This window comes from Kitasatospora sp. NPDC058478 (assembly GCF_042720345.1).
In the GTDB taxonomy this organism is placed as follows: Bacteria; Actinomycetota; Actinomycetes; order Streptomycetales; family Streptomycetaceae; genus Kitasatospora.
The window spans coordinates 14,718-32,772 of record NZ_JBHXML010000028.1 but is presented as its reverse complement, the minus strand read 5'-3'; the positions used below and the strand labels follow the sequence as shown (position 1 = coordinate 32,772).

Annotated in this window: 19 protein-coding genes and 1 pseudogene; 14 read left to right on the top strand and 6 right to left on the bottom strand. The window is 75.2% G+C overall.

Annotation, left to right across the window (positions count from 1 at the left end; translation table 11 throughout):
* Positions 1–326: 326 nt before the first annotated feature.
* From ACFWPT_RS17495 to ACFWPT_RS17465, 7 genes are all read left to right on the top strand, one after another.
* Entirely contained in the window at positions 327–1,649 is a 1,323-nt protein-coding gene (locus tag ACFWPT_RS17495; RefSeq protein ID WP_380482552.1) for a geranylgeranyl reductase family protein, read from the top strand.
* A gap of 219 nt (positions 1,650–1,868) precedes the next feature.
* A complete protein-coding gene (locus tag ACFWPT_RS17490; RefSeq protein ID WP_380482550.1) occupies positions 1,869–2,567 on the top strand; it encodes a TNT domain-containing protein in 699 nt (232 codons plus the stop codon).
* 146 nt (positions 2,568–2,713) lie between these two features.
* Positions 2,714–3,313 (top strand): GNAT family N-acetyltransferase, encoded by a 600-nt coding sequence (locus ACFWPT_RS17485; protein WP_380377050.1) that lies wholly within the window; start codon positions 2,714–2,716, stop codon positions 3,311–3,313.
* Between the two features lie 140 nt (positions 3,314–3,453).
* Positions 3,454–3,921: an HAD family hydrolase gene (locus ACFWPT_RS17480; RefSeq protein ID WP_380482547.1), complete on the top strand. Its 468-nt coding sequence runs from the start codon at positions 3,454–3,456 to the stop codon at positions 3,919–3,921.
* 66 nt (positions 3,922–3,987) lie between these two features.
* Entirely contained in the window at positions 3,988–4,425 is a 438-nt protein-coding gene (locus tag ACFWPT_RS17475) for a hypothetical protein (RefSeq protein ID WP_380482545.1), read from the top strand.
* Positions 4,425–4,730 (top strand): PRC-barrel domain containing protein, encoded by a 306-nt coding sequence (locus ACFWPT_RS17470; protein ID WP_380482542.1) that lies wholly within the window; start codon positions 4,425–4,427, stop codon positions 4,728–4,730. Before ACFWPT_RS17475 ends, ACFWPT_RS17470 begins: the two co-directional genes overlap by 1 nt.
* A gap of 3 nt (positions 4,731–4,733) precedes the next feature.
* Complete coding sequence (locus ACFWPT_RS17465; protein ID WP_380377041.1) at positions 4,734–5,318, top strand: type 1 glutamine amidotransferase domain-containing protein; 585 nt, start codon at positions 4,734–4,736, stop codon at positions 5,316–5,318.
* A 61-nt stretch (positions 5,319–5,379) separates the two neighbouring features.
* Here the strand turns inward: ACFWPT_RS17465 and ACFWPT_RS17460 are convergent, their stop codons facing one another.
* The 4 genes and pseudogenes from ACFWPT_RS17460 to ACFWPT_RS17445 all read right to left on the bottom strand — a co-directional run bounded on the left by ACFWPT_RS17460 (position 5,380) and on the right by ACFWPT_RS17445 (position 8,687).
* Positions 5,380–6,234, bottom strand: a complete 855-nt coding sequence (locus ACFWPT_RS17460) for a DNA ligase (RefSeq protein WP_380377090.1) — start codon at positions 6,232–6,234, stop codon at positions 5,380–5,382.
* A gap of 75 nt (positions 6,235–6,309) precedes the next feature.
* Positions 6,310–7,188: pseudogene (gene ligD / locus ACFWPT_RS17455) on the bottom strand (non-homologous end-joining DNA ligase); the annotation flags it as partial.
* A 101-nt stretch (positions 7,189–7,289) separates the two neighbouring features.
* Entirely contained in the window at positions 7,290–7,721 is a 432-nt protein-coding gene (locus tag ACFWPT_RS17450; RefSeq protein WP_363377462.1) for a VOC family protein, read from the bottom strand.
* A gap of 27 nt (positions 7,722–7,748) precedes the next feature.
* Positions 7,749–8,687 carry a helix-turn-helix domain-containing protein gene (locus ACFWPT_RS17445; RefSeq protein WP_380377037.1) on the bottom strand — a complete coding sequence of 313 codons (939 nt, stop codon included), beginning with the start codon at positions 8,685–8,687 and terminating at the stop codon, positions 7,749–7,751.
* 173 nt (positions 8,688–8,860) lie between these two features.
* Between ACFWPT_RS17445 and ACFWPT_RS17440 the strand changes: the two genes are divergently transcribed.
* On the top strand, positions 8,861–9,451 hold the full coding sequence (locus ACFWPT_RS17440; protein WP_380377034.1) for a pyridoxamine 5'-phosphate oxidase family protein: 591 nt from the start codon (positions 8,861–8,863) through the stop codon (positions 9,449–9,451).
* Positions 9,452–9,475: 24 nt separating this feature from the next.
* On the opposite strand, the gene ACFWPT_RS17435 is transcribed toward ACFWPT_RS17440, so the two are convergent.
* Positions 9,476–9,832: a hypothetical protein gene (locus ACFWPT_RS17435; RefSeq protein WP_363377459.1), complete on the bottom strand. Its 357-nt coding sequence runs from the start codon at positions 9,830–9,832 to the stop codon at positions 9,476–9,478.
* Positions 9,833–10,120: 288 nt separating this feature from the next.
* Positions 10,121–10,516 (bottom strand): transglycosylase family protein, encoded by a 396-nt coding sequence (locus ACFWPT_RS17430; RefSeq protein WP_063350615.1) that lies wholly within the window; start codon positions 10,514–10,516, stop codon positions 10,121–10,123.
* A gap of 474 nt (positions 10,517–10,990) precedes the next feature.
* Here ACFWPT_RS17430 and ACFWPT_RS17425 point away from each other — a divergent pair, with 474 nt between their 5' ends.
* From ACFWPT_RS17425 to ACFWPT_RS17400, 6 genes are all read left to right on the top strand, one after another.
* Positions 10,991–11,512 (top strand): universal stress protein, encoded by a 522-nt coding sequence (locus tag ACFWPT_RS17425; protein ID WP_363377458.1) that lies wholly within the window; start codon positions 10,991–10,993, stop codon positions 11,510–11,512.
* 55 nt (positions 11,513–11,567) lie between these two features.
* Positions 11,568–13,022, top strand: coding sequence for a PLP-dependent aminotransferase family protein (locus tag ACFWPT_RS17420; protein WP_380482540.1), 1,455 nt, complete (start codon positions 11,568–11,570; stop codon positions 13,020–13,022).
* Between the two features lie 220 nt (positions 13,023–13,242).
* Positions 13,243–13,755 (top strand): hypothetical protein, encoded by a 513-nt coding sequence (locus ACFWPT_RS17415; protein ID WP_380482537.1) that lies wholly within the window; start codon positions 13,243–13,245, stop codon positions 13,753–13,755.
* A gap of 584 nt (positions 13,756–14,339) precedes the next feature.
* Entirely contained in the window at positions 14,340–15,749 is a 1,410-nt protein-coding gene (locus tag ACFWPT_RS17410; RefSeq protein ID WP_380377025.1) for a family 2B encapsulin nanocompartment shell protein, read from the top strand.
* Positions 15,750–15,964: 215 nt separating this feature from the next.
* The gene (locus tag ACFWPT_RS17405; protein ID WP_380482534.1) at positions 15,965–17,050 is read left to right on the top strand and encodes a hypothetical protein; all 1,086 of its coding nucleotides are present in this window, start codon (positions 15,965–15,967) and stop codon (positions 17,048–17,050) included.
* A 115-nt stretch (positions 17,051–17,165) separates the two neighbouring features.
* Positions 17,166–17,936 carry a hypothetical protein gene (locus ACFWPT_RS17400; protein WP_380377020.1) on the top strand — a complete coding sequence of 257 codons (771 nt, stop codon included), beginning with the start codon at positions 17,166–17,168 and terminating at the stop codon, positions 17,934–17,936.
* The last annotated feature ends 119 nt before the right edge of the window (positions 17,937–18,055 follow it).

Below are 18,055 nucleotides of genomic sequence, written 5' to 3'. Positions count from 1 at the left end.
GCAGGGGCTCCGTGGTCTCCCGGGGGAGCGTGCCGGACGGCGGCCCGCCGACGGGCCGGGCGCCGTTTCCGGCGCGGTGGTCAACGGCGGGCTCCGAACCGGCGGGTGACCGCGCGCCCGCCCCGGTGGCCGGTATTGACCGGTCATCGGGGCGGGCCCGCGTGTCGGGGCGGCGGGCGGGTGCCGTGGTTCTCTATCGTCCGTCTCGGACCGCCGAGTCCGGCCGCGTCCGAATGGCCCCGTCCGAATGACCCTGTCCGAGTCCGTCCGGGGCCCCCTGCGGCCCCGTCGGGCCCGCAGCCGATCCGACCCCGTGGGAGTGCGTGATGCCCGGCCCAGAGCAGCAGGTGCCCGCAGACGGCGGCCGGGCCCCCCGGCCCGCCCGGACCGAGGAGGACGCCGACGTCATCGTGGTCGGCGCCGGCCCGGCCGGCTCCACCGCCGCCTACCACCTCGCCCGCACCGGCCTGGACGTCCTGCTGCTGGAGAAGTCCGCGTTCCCGCGCGAGAAGGTCTGCGGCGACGGCCTCACCCCGCGCGCCGTCAAGCAGTTGACCGACCTCGGCATCGACGTCTCCGAGCAGGCCGGCTGGCTGCACAACCAGGGGCTGCGGCTGATCTCCGGCCGGCGCGCGCTGGAGTTCGACTGGCCCGAGCTGTCCGCCTACCCCGGCCACGGACTCGTCCGCCGGCGCGCCGACTTCGACGAACTGCTCGCCCGCCGGGCCGCCTCGGCCGGCGCCCGGCTGATCGAACGGGCCAACGTGGCAGGCCCGTTGGTGGACGAGCGGAGCGGCCGGATCACCGGCGTCACCGCGAAGCTCGGCGACGAGTGCCGGCCCGTCAGCTACCAGGCGCCGGTCGTGGTTGCCGCCGACGGCAACTCCACCCGCCTCTCCGTCGCGATGAAGCGCTACCGCCGCACCGACCGCGCCATGGGCGTCGCCTACCGCACCTACTTCACCACCCCCCGCCACCAGGACCGCTACCTGGAGGCCTGGCTCGACCTGCGCGACCCGGGCGACCCCGCCCGCCGCCTGCTGCCCGGCTACGCCTGGGTGTTCGGCATGGGCGACGGCACCGCGAACGTCGGCCTCGGCGTCCTCGACACCGCCCACGTCGACCTCGACTGGCGCGACCTGCTCCGCCGCTGGTGCGACAGCCTGCCGCCCGCGTACGGCTACACCCCCGACGCCGTCACCGAGCCCGTCCGCGGCTCCGCCCTCCCGATGGGCCTCAACCGCCAACCCCACTACGCCGACGGCCTGTTGCTCATCGGTGACGCCGGCGGCACGGTCAGCCCCGGTACCGGCGAAGGCATCGCCTACGCGATGGAATCCGGCCGCTACGCCGCCGAGACCATCGTCCAGGCCCTCGCCCGGCGCACCGACCGCGGCCGCGAACTGGCCCTGCGCGCCTACCCGCAGGCGCTGCGCTCCGCCTACGCCGGCTACTTCGCGCTCGGCCGCCTCGCCGCCGACCTGCTCGGCCGGCCCAGGCTGCTCGGCGCGGCCGGCGCCGCCGGGCTCGGCCACCCGGCGCTGCTGAAGGTGGCGTTCCGGCTCATGGTCAACCTCACCGAGCCCAACTCCAACGACGCCCTCGACCGGCTGCTCCACCTGATCGGGCGGGTCGCGCCGGGGCGCTGACGGGCGGTTGCGCGGCGCGCCGGGGTCGGTGCCGGACCGCCCAGTCTTTCGGGTGAACCGGTCCGGCGTCCCGGGGTTGGCCGGAACCGGGGAATTCGGTGCGCCTTCGGCCTAGTCGTGTTGACGGATGATCAGCTGATCCGCTTGCCTGGTGTCGAAACGGACACGGAGGGTGAGCGGGACGCCCCCTCCGTGCGACCCCCTCACGACGGAGACACCGTGCGCCTTCGCCTTCGCCTGCTCGTCGCGCCACTCGCCGCAGCCGCCGCCCTGATCGCCCCGAGCATCCCGGCCGCTGCGGCCGACACCGCCACTGCGGGCACCTCCACCGCGGGCGGCTCCGCCCGGGCCGCCACGCCCCCCGACGAGTGCTCCGCCGACTTCTACCAGGGTGACAAGCGGCTCGGCCCCGCCGACCTGCCCACCACCGGCCGGGTCGGCCGGGAACTCGTCGGCTACCAGCGCACCGGCTCCCTGAGCGAGCAGCAGTTCCTCACCACCTACTACGACCCGGCCGGCAACAACGGCGCCGGCGGCTGGATCTACCCGCCGTCCGACGGCTACGTCACCCTGCCCGACGGCACCCCGGTCGAGTTCGATCTCACGCTCTACCCGAACCAGAACATCGACCGCTACGGCAGCGAGTACGGCGCCTTCCTCGCCCCCGAGGGGCTGCCCTACTCCACCCGCTCCATCCCGCCGCAGAGCCTCGACGGCACCCCGCCGGCGGGCTGCAACTACCACGACTACAAGGTGGTCAAGCCCTTCAAGGTGCACGCCGGCCCGATCGCCCCGTGGTTCGGCCAGCCCGGCTGGGGCCTGCAGTACCAGCTCGACGCGGCCCTGGTGCCCGGCGGCCCGGCCAAGCTGAACGTGCTCTGGCTGGTCGACAACGGGTACCTGTCCCGGATCGTCTGACCCGGCCGTCCGGACGGCGCACGGCGGGCCCGCCGTGCGCCGTCCCGCTCACCGGACGTCACCGGACGTCACCGGGCGGCGGGAGCGGATCCCGGGCCGGGAAAATTCGCTGGCGGGCACCGGAGCGGGCGGGATAGGAAGGCCGGATGAGCACCACCGATACCTCCGCCGAGCGGCGCGTCCTGCGGCCCGCCACCCTCGACCTGGGCGACTTCGCGCTGCGCCCCTGGGGCAGGGCCCTCGACGTGCCCGGCGGCACCGTCCCCGCCCTGATGGCGGCCGCGGCCGACCCGGAGATCGCCCGCTGGAACCCGCTGCGGATCGCCGACCCGGCCGGCGCCGAGGCCTACCTCGACCGCTGCGACACCGGCTGGGCCGAGGGGCGCGCGGCCGCCTTCGCGATCACCGACGCCCTCGACGGGACCCTCCACGGCAACGCCTTCCTGGGCTGGACCAACCAGTCGGACGGCATCGCCACGGTCGGCTACTGGCTGCTCCCTACCGCCCGCGGCCGGGGCATCGCCACCCGCGCCGCCACCGCCGTCACCCGCTGGGCCGTCGCCACCGCCGGCGCCCGCCGCATCGAGCTCTGGCACGGAGTCGGCAACGAGGCCTCCTGCCGCGTCGCCGTCCGCGGCGGCTTCCGCCACGAGGGCACCACCCGGGCCTCCTACCGCTACGGCGACGGCGACTACGTCGACGAACACCTCCACGCCCGCCTCGCCACCGACCCGGACGCCGGGTAGCCGGGTTCGCCGACCGGCCGCCGAGCGGGTCTTCCGGGTGCCGGGAAACCGGTGGGCCGCAGGCTGCGCGCACGGCGGGGGAGCGGCCTAACCTGGAAGGGCGCGTACGGTGCGTGGCCCGGGAAGGGAAACGGTCGGCCATGACGGTGATCTCGGCGGCTCTCTTCGGTACCGATTGGCGCCCTGCGCCGGCCGGCTCCGCCGAACTGCTGCGCGAGTGCGCCGCCCGGGGCTGGACGGTCGTGCTGACCGGGCCCGGGCCGGGCCGGGCACCGGCCCTGACCGTGACCGCCCCCGGGCGTGACCCGGTGCGGGCCGCGCTGGAACTGGTCGGTGGCACACCGCCGCACGCCGTGGCGGTGGCCGGCAGCGTGCGCGAGGTGCTGGCGGCGCGGCGGGCCGGGGTGCCGTGCGTCGCCCTGGCGGCCGGTGCGGACGCCGGCCCCGAGCTGCGGGCGGCGGGCGCGGTCGAGGTCCACCGCGACGCCGACGCCCTGCTGCGCGTCCTGGACGACAGCCTGCTGGCCCGTCCCCGGGCCTTCGGCCCCGTGGGCGCCGCCGCCGGCGCCGCACCACACGCCGTAACCGGCGGCCCCCTGAGCGGTTAGCGCCTGCCCGTACCGGGCAACCGCCCGGGTGCGAGCACGTCACCGGAAGTGTCGGAGGTGACCGAGATGGACGGACCCGCGTTGAGCGGATGGGAGCGACGGCTCCTTGAGGAGATCGAGTCCGATCTGCGCCAGGACACGCGCCTCGACCGGAAGTTGAGCACGATGGGCGCCAAGCCGCCGAGCCGGGTCCGGCGCGTGCTGCGCGGCGTCGGGCGCCGCCTGTCCGCCGGGGTGGTGCTGACCGCCCTGGTGATGTCCGCCATCTGCCTCAGCATCGGCGTGCGGACCCCGACCACCGCGGTGCTGACCGCCCTCGGGCTGGTGTGGGCGGCCTCGGTGGCGGCGGCGATCGCCACCTCGGCGCTGCTGCGCCGCCGGGCCGCGGGCCGGGGCGAGGGCCGGGACCGGACTGCGGGCCGGGACCGGGGCGAACGCCGGGCCGCACCCCCCGACCGGGACGAGCGCCGCGAACGCCGCCCCTGGGACCAACCGGAGGCATGATGACCACCGACCTGTGGGAGTACCGTCCGGGCCCCCACCACGCCGCCGACCTGAGCCTGACCGGGTACGAGGTGCAGGCGACCGACGGCCCGCTCGGCCGGGTCGAACACGACACCGGGGACCACCTGCTGATCGACGCCGGGCCCTGGGTGGCGGGCACCCGGCTGTCCGTCCCGGTCGCCCTGGTGTCGCGGATCGACCACCTGGAGCTGACCGTCCACCTGGACTGCCCGCGCGCCCGGCTCAGCCCCGCCCCGGCCGTCGCCGTCCATCTGGGTTCTGCCTGCGACCCGCATCGGCGCTGAGCCATGGGCTGGCCGTCCACCACGCTCACCGGCCGGACGATCGCCTTCCTGGTCGCGCCGTACGGGGCGGAGCAGGTCGAGCTGACCTCGCCGTGGCAGGCGGTGGCCGAGTCCGGCGGCACCCCGCGGTTGCTGTCCACCGGGCCCGGCCGCGTCCAGGCCGTCCGGCATCGAGCCCCGGGCGACACCTTCGCCGTCGACGTCCTCGTCGCCGAGGCGCGGCCGTCCGCCTTCGACGGCCTGGTCCTGCCCGGCGGCGTCGCGAGCCCTGACGCGCTGCGGCTGGACGAGGCCGCGGTGGTCTTCGTCCGCGCCTACTGCGCCTCCGGCCGCCCGGTCGCCGCGATCTGCCACGCCGCCTGGACCCTGATCGAGGCGGACGCCGTCCGCGGCCGCACCCTCACCTCCTGGCCGAGCCTGCGCACCGACCTGCGCAACGCCGGCGCCCACTGGGTGGACGAGGAGGTGCACGTCTGCCGCGCCGGCCCCGGCCCCCTCGTCACCAGCCGCCGACCCGCCGACCTGCCGGTCTTCAACGACACCCTGGTCACCGAGTTCGTCCACGCGGCGAAGCGCCGGAAGGGGTGAACCCGCGTCCCGCCCTGGGGAGTTCCGGGTCAGCCGAGGCCCGAGGTACGCAGGGGGGCGGTCAGTCGCCGCGCAGCCGGACGAAGGCGGCGGCGGGCGGGCGGCCGGTGAGGGTCAGTTCGGCGCGCAGCGGGCCGGTGAGGGGGTGGACCGGGCCGTGCTCGGGGTCGGTGACGGGCGGGCCGGCGAGGGGAGCGGCGGCCTCGGCGACCTCGCGGGCCTGGACCGGGGTGAGCCGGGGGGTGCTGAGGAGCACCCGGCCGTCGTCGAGTTCGAGGACGAGGGCGTGCGGACGGGAGGCCGGACCGGTGAAGGCGCGGACGGTGGCGTCGAGGGTGTCGCTGCGGCGGTACTTCACCCAGGCGCGGCCGGCGCCGCGCGGGCGGTAGGGGGAGCCGGCGGCCTTGCAGACCAGGCCCTCGACGCCGGTGTCGGCGAGGCGGGTCATCCAGTCCAGCGCCTCCGCCCGGTCGGTGGTGGCCAGGACCGGCTGGATCGGCGGCGGGACGTCGGCCAGGGCGGCGAGCAGCAGCCGGCGGCGGTCGGTGAGCGGCAGCCGGCGCAGGTCGCGGCCCGGCAGGGCGAGCAGGTCGAAGGCGATCAGGCCGAGGACGACGTCCGGGGCGGCGGCCCGGGCCCGGCGGGTGCGCAGCAGTTCCCCGAAGGCGAACCGGCCGGCCCGCCAGGCGACGAGTTCGGCGTCCAGCACCAGCCCTTCGGGCAGCCGGGCGACGGCGGCGGCGATCGGTGGGAACTCGGGGGCGAGGTCGCGGCCGGTGCGGGACTGCAGGACGGGCGGGCGGGCGCCGCGGGCGAAGGCGACGCAGCGGAAGCCGTCCAGCTTCAGCTCGTACTGCACGCCCGCGCCGCCCAGGCCGTCGGCGGGCGGGACGGCGGTGACGGCGGCGGGGCGCATCACCTCGACGGGCGGGTGGAGCACCTGGCGGGGCTGCTCCTGGCGGGTCTGCTCCTGCCGGGTCGCCGGGCCGGCGGGGAGCGGTCGGGCCCGCTCCGGGTCCAGCAGCGGGGCGAACAGGTCGCCGTTGGCGGCGAGGCGCTCCGGCACCTCGGCGAGGGTGAACACCAGGTCGTCCGCCGTCGCGGCGCGCTCCAGCTCGGCCCAGGACAGCGGGGTGGAGACCGTCGGCAGCGGCCTGGCCCGGAGGGTGTACGGCGCGGCGGTGGTCTTCCTGGCGTTGTTCTGCGACCAGTCGACCAGCACCCGGCCGGCCCGCCGGGCCTTCGCCATGGTGTGCACCACCAGCTCCGGGCGGTCGCCCTCCAGGGCGGCCGCGAGCGCCTTCGCGTACGCCGAGACCCGGGCGCTGGGGGTGGGCTCGATCGGGACCAGCAGGTGCAGGCCCTTGGAGCCGGAGGTCTTCACCCAGGCCGCCAGGCCGTCCGCCGCGAGCCGCTCGCGCAGCAGGACGGCGACGGTGCGGCAGGTGAGGACGGACGCGCCCGCGCCGGGGTCGAGGTCCAGGACGAGGCGGTCGGCGAGCCCGGGTGCGGCCGCGTGCCACTGCGGGACGTGCAGTTCCAGACAGCCCAGGTTGGCGGCCCAGAGCAGTGCGGCGCCGTCGTCGAGGACCACCTGGCGCAGGCCACCGCCGCTGCTCGGCACCTCGACGGTGCGCACCCAGCGCGGGGTGCCGGCCGGCGGGTTCTTGGCGATGAACACCTCGGCCTCCACGCCGTCCGGGCAGCGCAGGAAGGAGACCGGGCGGTCGCGCAGGTGGGGCAGCAGGGCGCCGTGCACGGCGGCGTAGTAGCGCAGCACCTCGCCCTTGAGGGTGCCGGTGCGCGGGTAGTACACCTTGTCGAGGTGGGAGAGCGCGAGGGTGCGCCCGTCCACCGTGAGCTGCGGCATGGGTGCTCTCCGGAGCCTGGGCGGGCCTGTGGGTGGCCCCCGCAGCCAGTCTGCCCGGGCGGCGGCGGGGGCGCAGCCGGTCCACCGGCGTCGGCGGCCGCTCAGCCCCGCGCGGGGGCGGCGGGCCGTGGCGCACCGGGGTAGGTGCCGAAGTACCACTGGTTGCCCTCCGGGTCGGCGGCGGCGAAGTCGCGCGAGCCGTAGTCCGTCTCGGTGAGCGCGGTGGTGATCCGGGCCCCGGCGGCGACGGCGCGGTCGTGCACGGCGTCCGGGTCCGCGGTGACCACGTACGCGGTGAAACCGCCCGGCCGGCCCGGGCAGGGCGCGCCGCCCTCGGGCGTCTCCCGGTCGGAGCCGAGCATCACGCCGCCGCCCTCCGGCCAGGCCAGTTCGGCGTGGGCGACGAACCCGCCCTCACCGTAGGCGACGACCTCCTGGAAGCCGAAGGCGTCGACCAGGAAGCGGATCAGGGCCCGGGCGTCGGTGGCGCGCAGGCTGGGCCAGACCTGCGGGGCGGGGGCGGTGCCGTCCATGGCTGTCTCCTCGGGGGCTCGGGTTGCTTACGCCTCCCACTCTGCGGCCGCCGCAGCCGCCCCGCCTTGGACGTTTCGGAACTTCGCCTCCTCCGGCCCCTCCGCCGCCAGCCACACGCTCGGCGCCGCCCCGGCCAGGGCGCGGAACTCCCGGGCCAGGTGCGCCTGGTCGAAGTACCCGCAGCGGACGGCCAGGTCGCCGAGCAGGGGCGGCGGCGAGGCGGCCAGCAGATGGCGGGCCCGGTCGAAGCGGATCACCCGGGCGGCGGCCTTCGGCGTCAGACCGGTCTCCCGGCGGAACCGCTCCTGGAGGTGCCGGGCGCTCCAGCCGGTCTCCCGGGCCAGCGCCGCCACCGGCAGGGCGCCGTTGCTGCGCCGCAGCGCCCGCCAGGCCCAGCCGACCTCCGGCGGCACCAGCCCGGACGGACGGGCGGCCCGCAGCAGCGTCCCGTCCAGCGCGGCGAAGCGCTCGGACCAGGTGCGCGCGGACTGCAACTGCTCCTGGAGGCGCGGGCCGAGCCGCCCCAGCACCTCCTCCGCCGGGAGGTCGATCCCGGCCAACTCGCCGGCGGGCAGCCCGAACAGCGCCCGGGCGGCCAGCGGGTGCACGGCGATCTGCACGCCGGACTGCCGGCCGTCGTGGGTGATCAGCGCCGGGCCGGTGTGCAGGCCGCCGAGCAGCGTCGGGTAGCTGCCGGGCGGCTGCGCCGGGTCGGGGTGCCCGGCGATCACCAGCGGCTCGTCCAGGGTGAGGATGAACGTCAGGTACGGGGACGGCAGGCCGCGGTGCAGGGCGGGCGGGATGCCGCGCTGTCGGTACCCGGAGTACCAGGCCACGTACGGGCGCAGCGCGGGCGCGGGCCGGGCGCGGACGGCTTCGTCGATCAGGCCGGCGTCGGTGTCTGCGGCCGGGTCTGCGGCCTCGTCGGCCGCGGCTGCGGACGTCTCGGGGGCTTCCGTCGTCACGTTCCCAGTATCGGCGGCCGGTGGGGCGCGTGCCGCAGCGGAGCGGGCGTTCTGGACAAATGCGCACCGGGGCCGCCGAGTTCGGCCGTCCTGCGGGTGCCCCCGGTGGAGCGGCCGTCTCGTTCAGTGGATCATGCTTTCTTGCCAGGCGGGATGCGCGCACACTGATGGGCATGGGAAAGCAGTACGAGAGCATCAACGGCAGGCTGCGGGCGTTCATCGAACGGCAGCCCGTCTACTTCGTCGCGACCGCGCCCGTCTCGACCGACGGGCACGTCAACGTCTCGCCCAAGGGCCGCTCCGGCACGCTCGTGGTGATCGACGAACTCACCCTCGCCTACCTGGACTTCGGCGGATCCACCGCCGAGACGATCGCCCACCTGCGGGAGAACGGCCGGATCACGCTGATGTGGTGCGCCTTCGACGGCCCGCCGACCGTGGTGCGGGTGCACGGCCGGGGCGAGCCGGTGTTCCGCGACGACCCGCGCTTCGCCGGGCTGTTGGGCCGCTTCGACCCGGCCGTCGACGGTTCGGGGCTGCGGGCGATAGTGCTCGTGCGGGCCGAACGGGTCAGCGACTCCTGCGGGTTCGCCGTCCCGCTGATGGACTACCGCGCCGACCGCGAGCTGCACGCGCAGTACTTCGGCCGCAAGGACGAGGAGGAGTTCAACACCTACTGCGAGGGCAAGCAGTACGTCGGCACCAGCATCGACGGCCTGCCTGCTCTCCCGCTGCCGCTCCCGCCCCGGCCGGGCACGCCGTAGGGCCTGGGGGCCGTCAGGCCTGCGCTACGGGCAGGGTTCCTCGACGCGCATCGCGGTCAGGCCGATCACCTGCCCGGTCAGCACCTCGCCGGCCGCCGGGCTCTGCCCGCACACCTGCCACTCCCACTGCACCACCACGACCCGCCCCCGCGGATCGGCGTCCCGCACGCTGACCGGGTACCAGAGGGGCAGCAGCGCCCGTGCCGCCAGGACGGTCTGGCCGCGCAGCTCGGGCATCGGCGGGTGGGGCGGGCTGGGTGCGGGGATCGCGTAGCCGGGCCGGTCGTCCGGCGGCAGCGTGCGGCCGGGATCGGTGTGCGGATCGCAGGCGGCCAGCCCGAGCGAGGCCACGAGCACGAGCAGGGTCCAGGTGCGGCGCATGATCCCCCCGGTGGAATTCGCCTACGGTCCCGGCGAGCCGACCGTACCTGCCGTGCGGTGCGCCGGATCGGTTCGTGACCGGCTCGCGGCCGGAACGTCGCCACCTCGGTACGCGCCGGGGCCCGGCCGGGGCCCCCGGGGAAGCTCGCGCACGAGCGGAACGGGCACCGTGCGGCGCTGCGCGGGCGTGTGGTCGGCCGCAGCGGGCGGGAACGCGACGACGCCGCCGCACCCGGGGAGGGTGCGGCGGCGTCGGGGGCCCTGGACAGGCGGGCCGAGGGGTGGGGACTACTTGCCCAGACCGGCCTTGACGGAGCAGATCGGCCAGGCGCCGGGGCCCTGGGCGGCGAGGACCTTCTCGCCGATGGCGATCTGCTGGTCCTTGGTGGCCTGGTGGGCCTGCGGGGCGTACGCGGTGCCGCCGAAGGCGGCCCAGGTGCTGGAGGTGAACTGCAGGCCGCCGAAGAAGCCGTTGCCGGAGTTGACGGCCCAGTTGCCGGTGGCCTCGCAGGAGGCGACCTTGTCCCAGACGGTGGCCGGCGCGGCGGAGGCGCTGGTGGCCGTGACGAGGCCGGCGACCGGCAGGGCGGTGATCGCCCCGGCCATCAGAGCCATCCGGACGCGGTTGCGGCGCTTCGGGGTGGCGGTGGTGGTGGCAGCGGCAGTCTCGTTACGGAAAGTCATGCGGGTCCTTTCGGAGGGGGCTGCGAGCGTGCGGAACCAGGCCCTCGGAAGGCCGTTGGTTTCGGGGGACACGTTGCTCGCCTGGTCCGGCACCGTTCCGGATCCGGGGCGGTGAGGCCGACCGGAGCGGAGTGCTTGGTGCAACGAGTTCGAAGGTACGGGGGCGATTGAGGCGGTTTCAAGGATTTGGAGGTTTAGGCACGTCAGGGGGCTGTTACCGGTCGTAAGGATCAAGGAAATGACATGATTTGGACCGATTTGCCACCATTTGCAAGATCAAACCACCCGGCGAAGTGGCCTGCGTCACGCCGCATGCCCTGTGAGCCCGCCCACATCGTCGACAGCGCGTGACGGCCCACCAGCCCCCGGTGTCGAAATCGCCGCACCGTCCGGCGCCCCGGGTGGCCCGCGCCACAACCCTCACCGGGAGGGCCCCCTCCGCTCACGCACGGTGGCGGGCATAGCCTCGGGGCCATGAGCAACGAGAGCGATGCAGAGGACGTGGAGGCCGTCGGCGGCGCCGAGGAGCCCGGGGTGGCAGCGGCCCCCGCGGGCTTCGAACTGGGGACGGACGGGCCCAAGGTGATCCTGGCGGGGCTGGACGGTTCCGACTCCTCCTGGCGCGCCACCGCCTACGCCGCCGGGCTGGCCCGCCGGCAGGGCGCCACCCTCGCGGTCGCCTACGTCCAGCCGATCCTGGGTGCGGCCACCGCCCTGGCCGGGGCGGCGGTGGAGGAGACCACCCAGGAGATCGCGGACGAGCTGCTGTCCGCCCTGCGCGAGGCCGAGCACCACGTGAAGGAGGTGTGGCGGGTGGAATGGCGCTTCCTCACCATGCGCGGCGACCCCTATACGGGGCTGGCCAAGCTCGCGGACGAACTGCGTGCCGACGCCGTCGTGGTCGGCGCCTCCGAGCAGGCCGGGCACCGGGTGATCGGCTCGGTCGCCGTCCGCCTGGTGAAGGCGGGCCGCTGGCCGGTCACCGTGGTGCCGTAGCGCGGGCCGGGCCGCCCGGCAGGGGGCCGGGCGGCGGCGGGTAGGGTGCGTGACCATGACGGAAACGCCGGGCGCGCACCCCACCGGGCCCGCCCACCCGACCGGCAGCGACCTGCACCTCGACCTCCCCGCCGTCGGGGGCCGCCGTGCCGCGCTGATGGCGGCCCTGCGCGAGGCGATCCGCAGCGGCCGACTCGCCCCCGGCACCCGGCTGCCGCCGTACCGCGCGCTCGCCGCCGACCTCGGGCTGGCCCGCAACACCGCCGCCGAGGCGTACGCCGAACTCGTCGCGGAGGGCTGGCTGACCGCCCGTCAGGGCTCCGGCACCGCCGTCGCTGAGCGCGCCGAGCCCGTCCCGCCGAGCCCGTCCCCTCGACCCTCCCTGCGGCCGGGGCCCGTCCACGACCTGCGCCAGGGCCAGCCGGACGCCGCGTCCTTCCCGCGCACCGCCTGGCTGGCCGCCGCCCGGCGGGCCCTGACCGCGGCGCCCAACGAGGCCTTCGGGCCCGGCGATCCGCAGGGACGGCCCGAACTGCGCACCGCCCTCGCCGACTACCTGGCCCGCGGCCGCGGAGTGCGCACCGACCCGGACCGGATCGTGGTCTGCTCGGGCTTCGCCCACGCGCTGCGGCTGCTGTTCGCCGGCGGGGCGCCCGCCCTGCCGCCCGAGGCGACCGGGCCGCTGGCCGTCGAGGCGTACGGGCTGGGGTTCCACCGCGGGCTGCTGGCCGCCGCCGGGGTCGCCACCGTGCCCCTTCCGGTCGACGAACACGGCGCCCGGCTCGGCGGGTTGGCGCACCGTCAGGACGTCCGGACGGCCCTGCTCACCCCCGCCCACCAGTTCCCGACCGGCGGACCGCTGCACGCCGGCCGCCGCGCCGCCGTGGTCGACTGGGCGCGCGGGCGCGGCGGCCTGCTGCTGGAGGACGACTACGACGGCGAGTTCCGCTACGACCGCCAGCCGGTCGGCGCCGTCCAGGGGCTCGACCCCGAGCGGGTGGTCTACCTCGGCTCGGTCAGCAAGAGCCTGTCGCCGGCGCTGCGGCTCGGCTGGATGGTGCTGCCGGACCACCTGGTCGACCGGGTGCTCGCCGCCAAGGGCGAACGCGAGGGCTGGGCCAGCGCGTTGGACCAGCTGACCCTCGCCGAGCTGATCGACTCCGGCGGCTACGACCGGCACGTGCGGCGGATGCGCCGCCGCTACCGGGAGCGCCGCGACCAGCTGGTGGCCGCGCTGGCGGCGAGCGCCCCGCACGTCGGGGTCTCCGGCGTCGCGGCCGGCCTGCACGCCGTCCTGCGGCTGGAGCCCGGCACCGAGCACGCGGTGCTCCAGGCCGCCGCCCGCCGGGGCCTGGGCCTGGACGGGCTCGCCGACTTCCGGCACCCGGGGATCGGCCCGGAGGCCATGCCGGTCATGGACGGCCTGGTCGTGGGCTACGCCACGCCGCCCGACCACGCCTACCCGGCGGCGCTCGCCGCGCTCTGCGACATCCTGCCGCCGCCCGCCTGAACCGGCCGGGCCAGGGGCGGCCGGACCGGCGCCGGCCCGCCGGGCGACGGGCCTCGGGTGGCCGTCCGGGGCGGCGGGCGAAGCATAGGGCCCCGGGCGGGGGAGTGGGGGCGGAACGCGGCCGGGCTGGTCCACGGTGTCCGCCCCCGACTCGTGCGTCGGTACGGACCGGGGCGGAGCGGGGCAACGGAACCGGTACGGCGCCCTACGCTCCTTGGTCATGCGCAGAACACATTTGAGCCGTGTCGCCCTCGCCGCGTGCCCGGCCCTCGCCGTCGGTCTGCTCCTCTCCGCCACACCCGCCCAGGCCGACACCCCGCTGCCCTTCACGGCCGTCTCCGACCGGCAAACGACCGTCCGGGGCGGCGAGTTCACCCTGACCCTGACGCTCAGCAACCCGTACGACACGCCGATCCAGTTCGTGTACCAGAGCGTTCAGCCGACCTACCAGACCAGTCTGGAGAACGGCCTCAAGTTCGCCGCCACGGCCTGCGGCACCCAGACCAACGGCTGCAGCGACAACGTCCACGGCGGGATCGCGCGGTACAACGTGCCGCTCGCCCCTGGTGCCACCAGCAGCTTCTCGGTCACCTACACCGTGGCGCCGGACTCGACCTGCGGCGCGGCGACCAGGATCGACTTCTACTCCTACCTGTACTACGAGTACAAGGGGGGCGAGGCCAAGAACTCCGGCATCGTCGGCATCCCCGGCAGCCAGATCGCCTGCGCCTGACGCATCGCCCGACCGGCGCTGCCCTCGCCGCTTCCCCGTCGCACCCCCACTGCGCATCCCCGATCCCCCGTCAGGTGCCGGCCGCCCCCGTCCCGGCACCTGACGGGCCGTTCGCGTGCCCGGAGCCCGGTGGCGGGCCGGTGCCCATGGTCGGGGCGCAGCTGACCTGCCCCGTTTCGCCGCCCCCGTTGACGATCCGCTCCCGCCGATGTCGTACGGGAGGTACGCCGCCTGTCCGCTTTGTCCGGGCGTGCGGGCGGTCGCGGGCGGGCGTCGGTCGCGCGGGATCCGCGGTGGCGAACGGATGTTCTCGCGACCCGGGGCCCGAGCGGAATGGGACTGCTTCAGATTCACCCTATCGGGGGGTAGTCGGTCTCCGCGCGGGTCCGGCCGGGCGCTGGTGATCTAGGGTTCCCGATGGGCCGCCGGGAGACGGTGGCCGTGATCGCGATGAATCGCCAACACCCCCATCGATACGCGTGTCTGATGATCCGTCATGGCATCAGTCGGGGTGGGCAGGGACGACTCCGTCGCCGTCCGACCCTGACCGCGTGATCCGACCAGATGAATGGAGACCCCTGCCGATGCCCGTGGACACGAGCCCGGAGACAGCGCAGGTCCCGCAGCAGTCCAGCCTCACGACGGCCGCTGCCCGCAACCTTGCCACCACGACCAAGTCCGCACCGCAGATGCAGGAGATCACCTCCCGCTGGCTGCTCAAGGTGCTTCCCTGGGTACAGGCCGCCGGCGGCGCCTACCGTGTCAACCGACGGCTCACCTACACCGTCGGCAACGGTGTGGTCGAGTTCATCAAGACCGGCTCCCAGGTCCGGGTGATCCCCGCCGAGCTGGGTGAGCTCGCCCTGCTGCGCGGCTTCGAGGACGAGGAGGTGCTGACCGCCCTCGCCGACCGCTGCGAGCAGCGCGACTTCGGCCCCGGCGAGGTGCTCACCACCCAGGGCGAGGCCGCCGACCGGATCTTCCTGATCGCGCACGGCAAGGTCAACAAGATCGGCACCGGCAAGTACGGCGACGACACCGTGGTCGGCGTGGCCGGCGACGGCGACCGCTTCGGCGACGACGCCCTGCTGAACCCGGACGCCGCCTGGGAGTTCACCGCCACGACCGCCACCGCCGGCGTCGCGCTCACCCTGACCCGCCGCGACTTCGCCGCCATCCGGGACAACTCGCAGAGCCTCCAGGAGCACCTGCTCGGGTTCCTGGCCCTGCCGCAGCAGGCCCAGAACGAGCGCGGCGAGGCCGAGATCGCCATGTCGGCCGGCCACCACGGCGAGTTCGAGCTGCCCGGCGCCTTCGTGGACTACGAGCTCAAGCCCCGCGAGTACGAGCTGAGCGTCGCGCAGACCATCCTCAAGGTCCACACCCGCGTCGCCGATCTGTACAACGAGCCGATGAACCAGGTCGAGCACCAGCTCCGGCTGACCATCGAGGCGCTGCGCGAGCGCCAGGAGCACGAGCTGGTCAACAACCCGGAGTTCGGCCTGCTCAACAACGCCGACTTCGACCAGCGGATCCAGACCCACTCCGGCCCGCCCACCCCGGACGACCTGGACGAGCTGCTCAACCGCCGCCGCGACCCCGACTACCTGCTCGCCCACCCGCGCGCGATCGCCGCGATCGGCCGCGAGTTCAACGCCCGTGGCCTGTACCCCCACCACGTCGACCTCGGCGGGCAGCAGGTGCCGGCCTGGCGCGGGGTGCCGATCCTGCCGTGCAACAAGATCCCGATCACCAAGGAGAACACCAGCTCCATCCTGGTGATCCGTACCGGTGAGGACAACCAGGGCGTCATCGGCCTGCACCAGAACGGCATCCCGGACGAGTACCAGCCGTCGCTGTCCGTCCGCTTCATGGGCATCGACGAGAAGGCGATCATCTCGTACCTGGTCAGCGCCTACTACTCGGCCGCGATCCTGGTGCCGGACGCGGTCGGCGTCCTGGAGAACGTCGAGATCGCGCACCGCCGCCACTGAGGACGGCCGACAAGGGGCCCGGGCCGTAACCGGCCGGCTCGAAGATCGTTTGACCTGATGACGGACGGCCCGCCCCCGGAAGGCGGGCCGTCCGCCTGATCGTGCCTCATCACGTCTGATCGCGTCTGATCACGCCTGCCCGCGTCCTCCTGCGGGCCGGGCGGATCGCCCTGTTCTGATCCCGTCCCTGGCGACCCGAGAGGTGAGTGGAGCCCATGCCGCAGCGCCGGCAGTCCCGACGGATATCGCTGGACGGCGGTGGGGGTGCGGCCTCCGGTCGGCGGACCAGGCTGATCGGCGCCGCGGTCGGCGTGGTCGCGATGTGCGCCCTGGTCGGCGGCGCCTCGGCGTCCGGCACCGAACACCACGGCGGGGAGCAGCCGCACGGCACGACCGTCGACTCGTGCGTCTGCACCGGGACGGACGTGTCGGTGCAGGTCGGGCCGGGCGGGGACGTGAACGTCGGGGTCGACGTGGACGTCCAGGTCGGCGTCACCGTCGCCCCGACGGCCGACGCGCGGCACCAGGGCCCCAAGCCCCCGCACCGGCACCACCCGTGCCGCACGCCGAAGGCCGCGCCGGGACCGGCCTCACCACGACCCTTGGACACCACGGGGGTCCGCCAACAGCCCGGCCGCCCGGACGACGAGCACGGCGGGTACGGGGGCCATGACGGGGACGGCGGCCACGGCGGGGACTGGTGGCACGGGGACTGGTGGCACCACCACCATCACCACCCGCACCCCTGCCCGAGCCCGACGGCGACCCCGACGCCGAGCCCCACCCACACGCCCAGCCCCACGCCGACCCCGACGCCGAGCGCTACCCCGACGCCTTCGCCGACGTCGAAGCCCAGTCCGACTCCGGCACCCGTCCCCACGGCGTCGCCGACCCCCGCGCCGACAACGCCGGCTCCCGGCAGGACGCCTGGGCCCACCTCACCGCCGGCGGCGCCCGCGCCTGCTCCGCCGCCCGCGCCGAACCCGCCCGCGCCGAACCCGCCCGCGCCGAACCCGCCTGCACCCCCGGCGCCGGCCCCGGCGGCACCCGCGCCCCCGCCGGACCCGGTGGCCCCCGGTCCGGCCACGCCGACTCCGGTGCGCCCGAGCCCGCTGTGGCCGACCCCGGCGGCGCAGCCGGTGTACCACGTGCGGGCGGCGCAGCCGCCGGCCCCGCCGCAGCACCACCACAACGCCCCGGCGACGACCACGATGCTGCTGGTCACCGTGCCCGCCATCCTGGCGGCGGCAGCCCTGCGCCCGGGCCGTGGACGCGGCCGCGGCCGTTCCGGGCGGTCCTGACCGCCCCACCGAGGCGGCCCGCCCCGGCCCCCGGTCCGGCCCTGGAGCCCGACCTGCCTGGGGCCGAGTCCGACCCTTTGTTCCGTCACAAGCCGAGCCAGAGAAGGGAGTTCCCATGTCCGAATGGTTGGCGTTGGCCATCGCGATGGCGGCGGCCTGTGCCGTCGTGGTGGCGGTGGTGGTGCTGCGGCACCGCCGGGTGGGCACCGAGAAGAACGTCGACGAGACGCCGGACGTCATCGACTACATCACGATGATGATCGGCGTGGTCTACGCGATCGTCCTCGGTCTCGCCCTCGCGGGCGTCTGGGAGGCGCGCGGCGCCGCCCAGGACGACCTGTTCCGGGAGGCGCAGTCGCTGCAGGAGGTGAGCGACCGGGCGGTGGTCTACCCGGCCGAGTTCCGCGACCAGGTCCGGGCCGACGTGGACGCCTACGTCTCGTACGTGGTGAACGTCGAGTGGGAGTACATGCGCAAGAACGGCGAGATCTCCGACAAGGGCACCGAACTGCTGGACAAGCTGCGGGTGGACGTCGCCACCCGGCCGCCGGCCTCCGAGCTGGAGTCGCAGTCCTACCAGCCGATCATGGACCGGATCAGCCAGGCCGACGACGCCCGCAACTCGCGCGGGCAGAACGCCGGGCCGACCATGCCCGGGGTCGTCTGGTTCGGCCTGATCACCGGCGCCGTGGTGACCGTCGGCATGCTGTTCGCGCTGCAGATTCGGCGCACGCCGAGGGAGTTGGTCCTGGCGGGCTGCTTCAGCGCGCTGATCGCGTTCCTGCTGTTCATGATCTGGGACTTCGACGATCCGTTCGGTCGGAGCGTCTCGGTGACCACCCAGCCGTTCGTCGACCTGTTCCCCTCCCTCGGGCTGAAGGGCTGAGCACGGCTCGCTGAACCTCGCCGAAACACGGTGGGGCCGGGCGGTGATACCCGAGGGCCCCCCGGTGTGCCGGGCGTCATCCCCAGCTGGCCTCCAAGGAGTTGAGCAGCGTGACGGAG

Bases quoted from the DNA above. Each gene is read 5' to 3' on its own strand.
- ACFWPT_RS17420 (WP_380482540.1), top strand. From the start codon at position 11,568: ATGACGGAAACGCCGGGCGCGCACCCCACCGGGCCCGCCCACCCGACC.
- ACFWPT_RS17465 (WP_380377041.1), top strand. From the start codon at position 4,734: ATGGGCTGGCCGTCCACCACGCTCACCGGCCGGACGATCGCCTTCCTG.
- ACFWPT_RS17400 (WP_380377020.1), top strand. From the start codon at position 17,166: ATGTCCGAATGGTTGGCGTTGGCCATCGCGATGGCGGCGGCCTGTGCC.
- ACFWPT_RS17430 (WP_063350615.1), bottom strand. From the start codon at position 10,516: ATGACTTTCCGTAACGAGACTGCCGCTGCCACCACCACCGCCACCCCG.
- ACFWPT_RS17435 (WP_363377459.1), bottom strand. From the start codon at position 9,832: ATGCGCCGCACCTGGACCCTGCTCGTGCTCGTGGCCTCGCTCGGGCTG.
- ACFWPT_RS17470 (WP_380482542.1), top strand. From the start codon at position 4,425: ATGACCACCGACCTGTGGGAGTACCGTCCGGGCCCCCACCACGCCGCC.
- ACFWPT_RS17415 (WP_380482537.1), top strand. From the start codon at position 13,243: ATGCGCAGAACACATTTGAGCCGTGTCGCCCTCGCCGCGTGCCCGGCC.
- ACFWPT_RS17405 (WP_380482534.1), top strand. From the start codon at position 15,965: ATGCCGCAGCGCCGGCAGTCCCGACGGATATCGCTGGACGGCGGTGGG.
- ACFWPT_RS17450 (WP_363377462.1), bottom strand. From the start codon at position 7,721: ATGGACGGCACCGCCCCCGCCCCGCAGGTCTGGCCCAGCCTGCGCGCC.
- ACFWPT_RS17440 (WP_380377034.1), top strand. From the start codon at position 8,861: ATGGGAAAGCAGTACGAGAGCATCAACGGCAGGCTGCGGGCGTTCATC.
- ACFWPT_RS17480 (WP_380482547.1), top strand. From the start codon at position 3,454: ATGACGGTGATCTCGGCGGCTCTCTTCGGTACCGATTGGCGCCCTGCG.
- ACFWPT_RS17495 (WP_380482552.1), top strand. From the start codon at position 327: ATGCCCGGCCCAGAGCAGCAGGTGCCCGCAGACGGCGGCCGGGCCCCC.
- ACFWPT_RS17410 (WP_380377025.1), top strand. From the start codon at position 14,340: ATGCCCGTGGACACGAGCCCGGAGACAGCGCAGGTCCCGCAGCAGTCC.
- ACFWPT_RS17485 (WP_380377050.1), top strand. From the start codon at position 2,714: ATGAGCACCACCGATACCTCCGCCGAGCGGCGCGTCCTGCGGCCCGCC.
- ACFWPT_RS17425 (WP_363377458.1), top strand. From the start codon at position 10,991: ATGAGCAACGAGAGCGATGCAGAGGACGTGGAGGCCGTCGGCGGCGCC.
- ACFWPT_RS17475 (WP_380482545.1), top strand. From the start codon at position 3,988: ATGGACGGACCCGCGTTGAGCGGATGGGAGCGACGGCTCCTTGAGGAG.
- ACFWPT_RS17460 (WP_380377090.1), bottom strand. From the start codon at position 6,234: ATGCGCCCCGCCGCCGTCACCGCCGTCCCGCCCGCCGACGGCCTGGGC.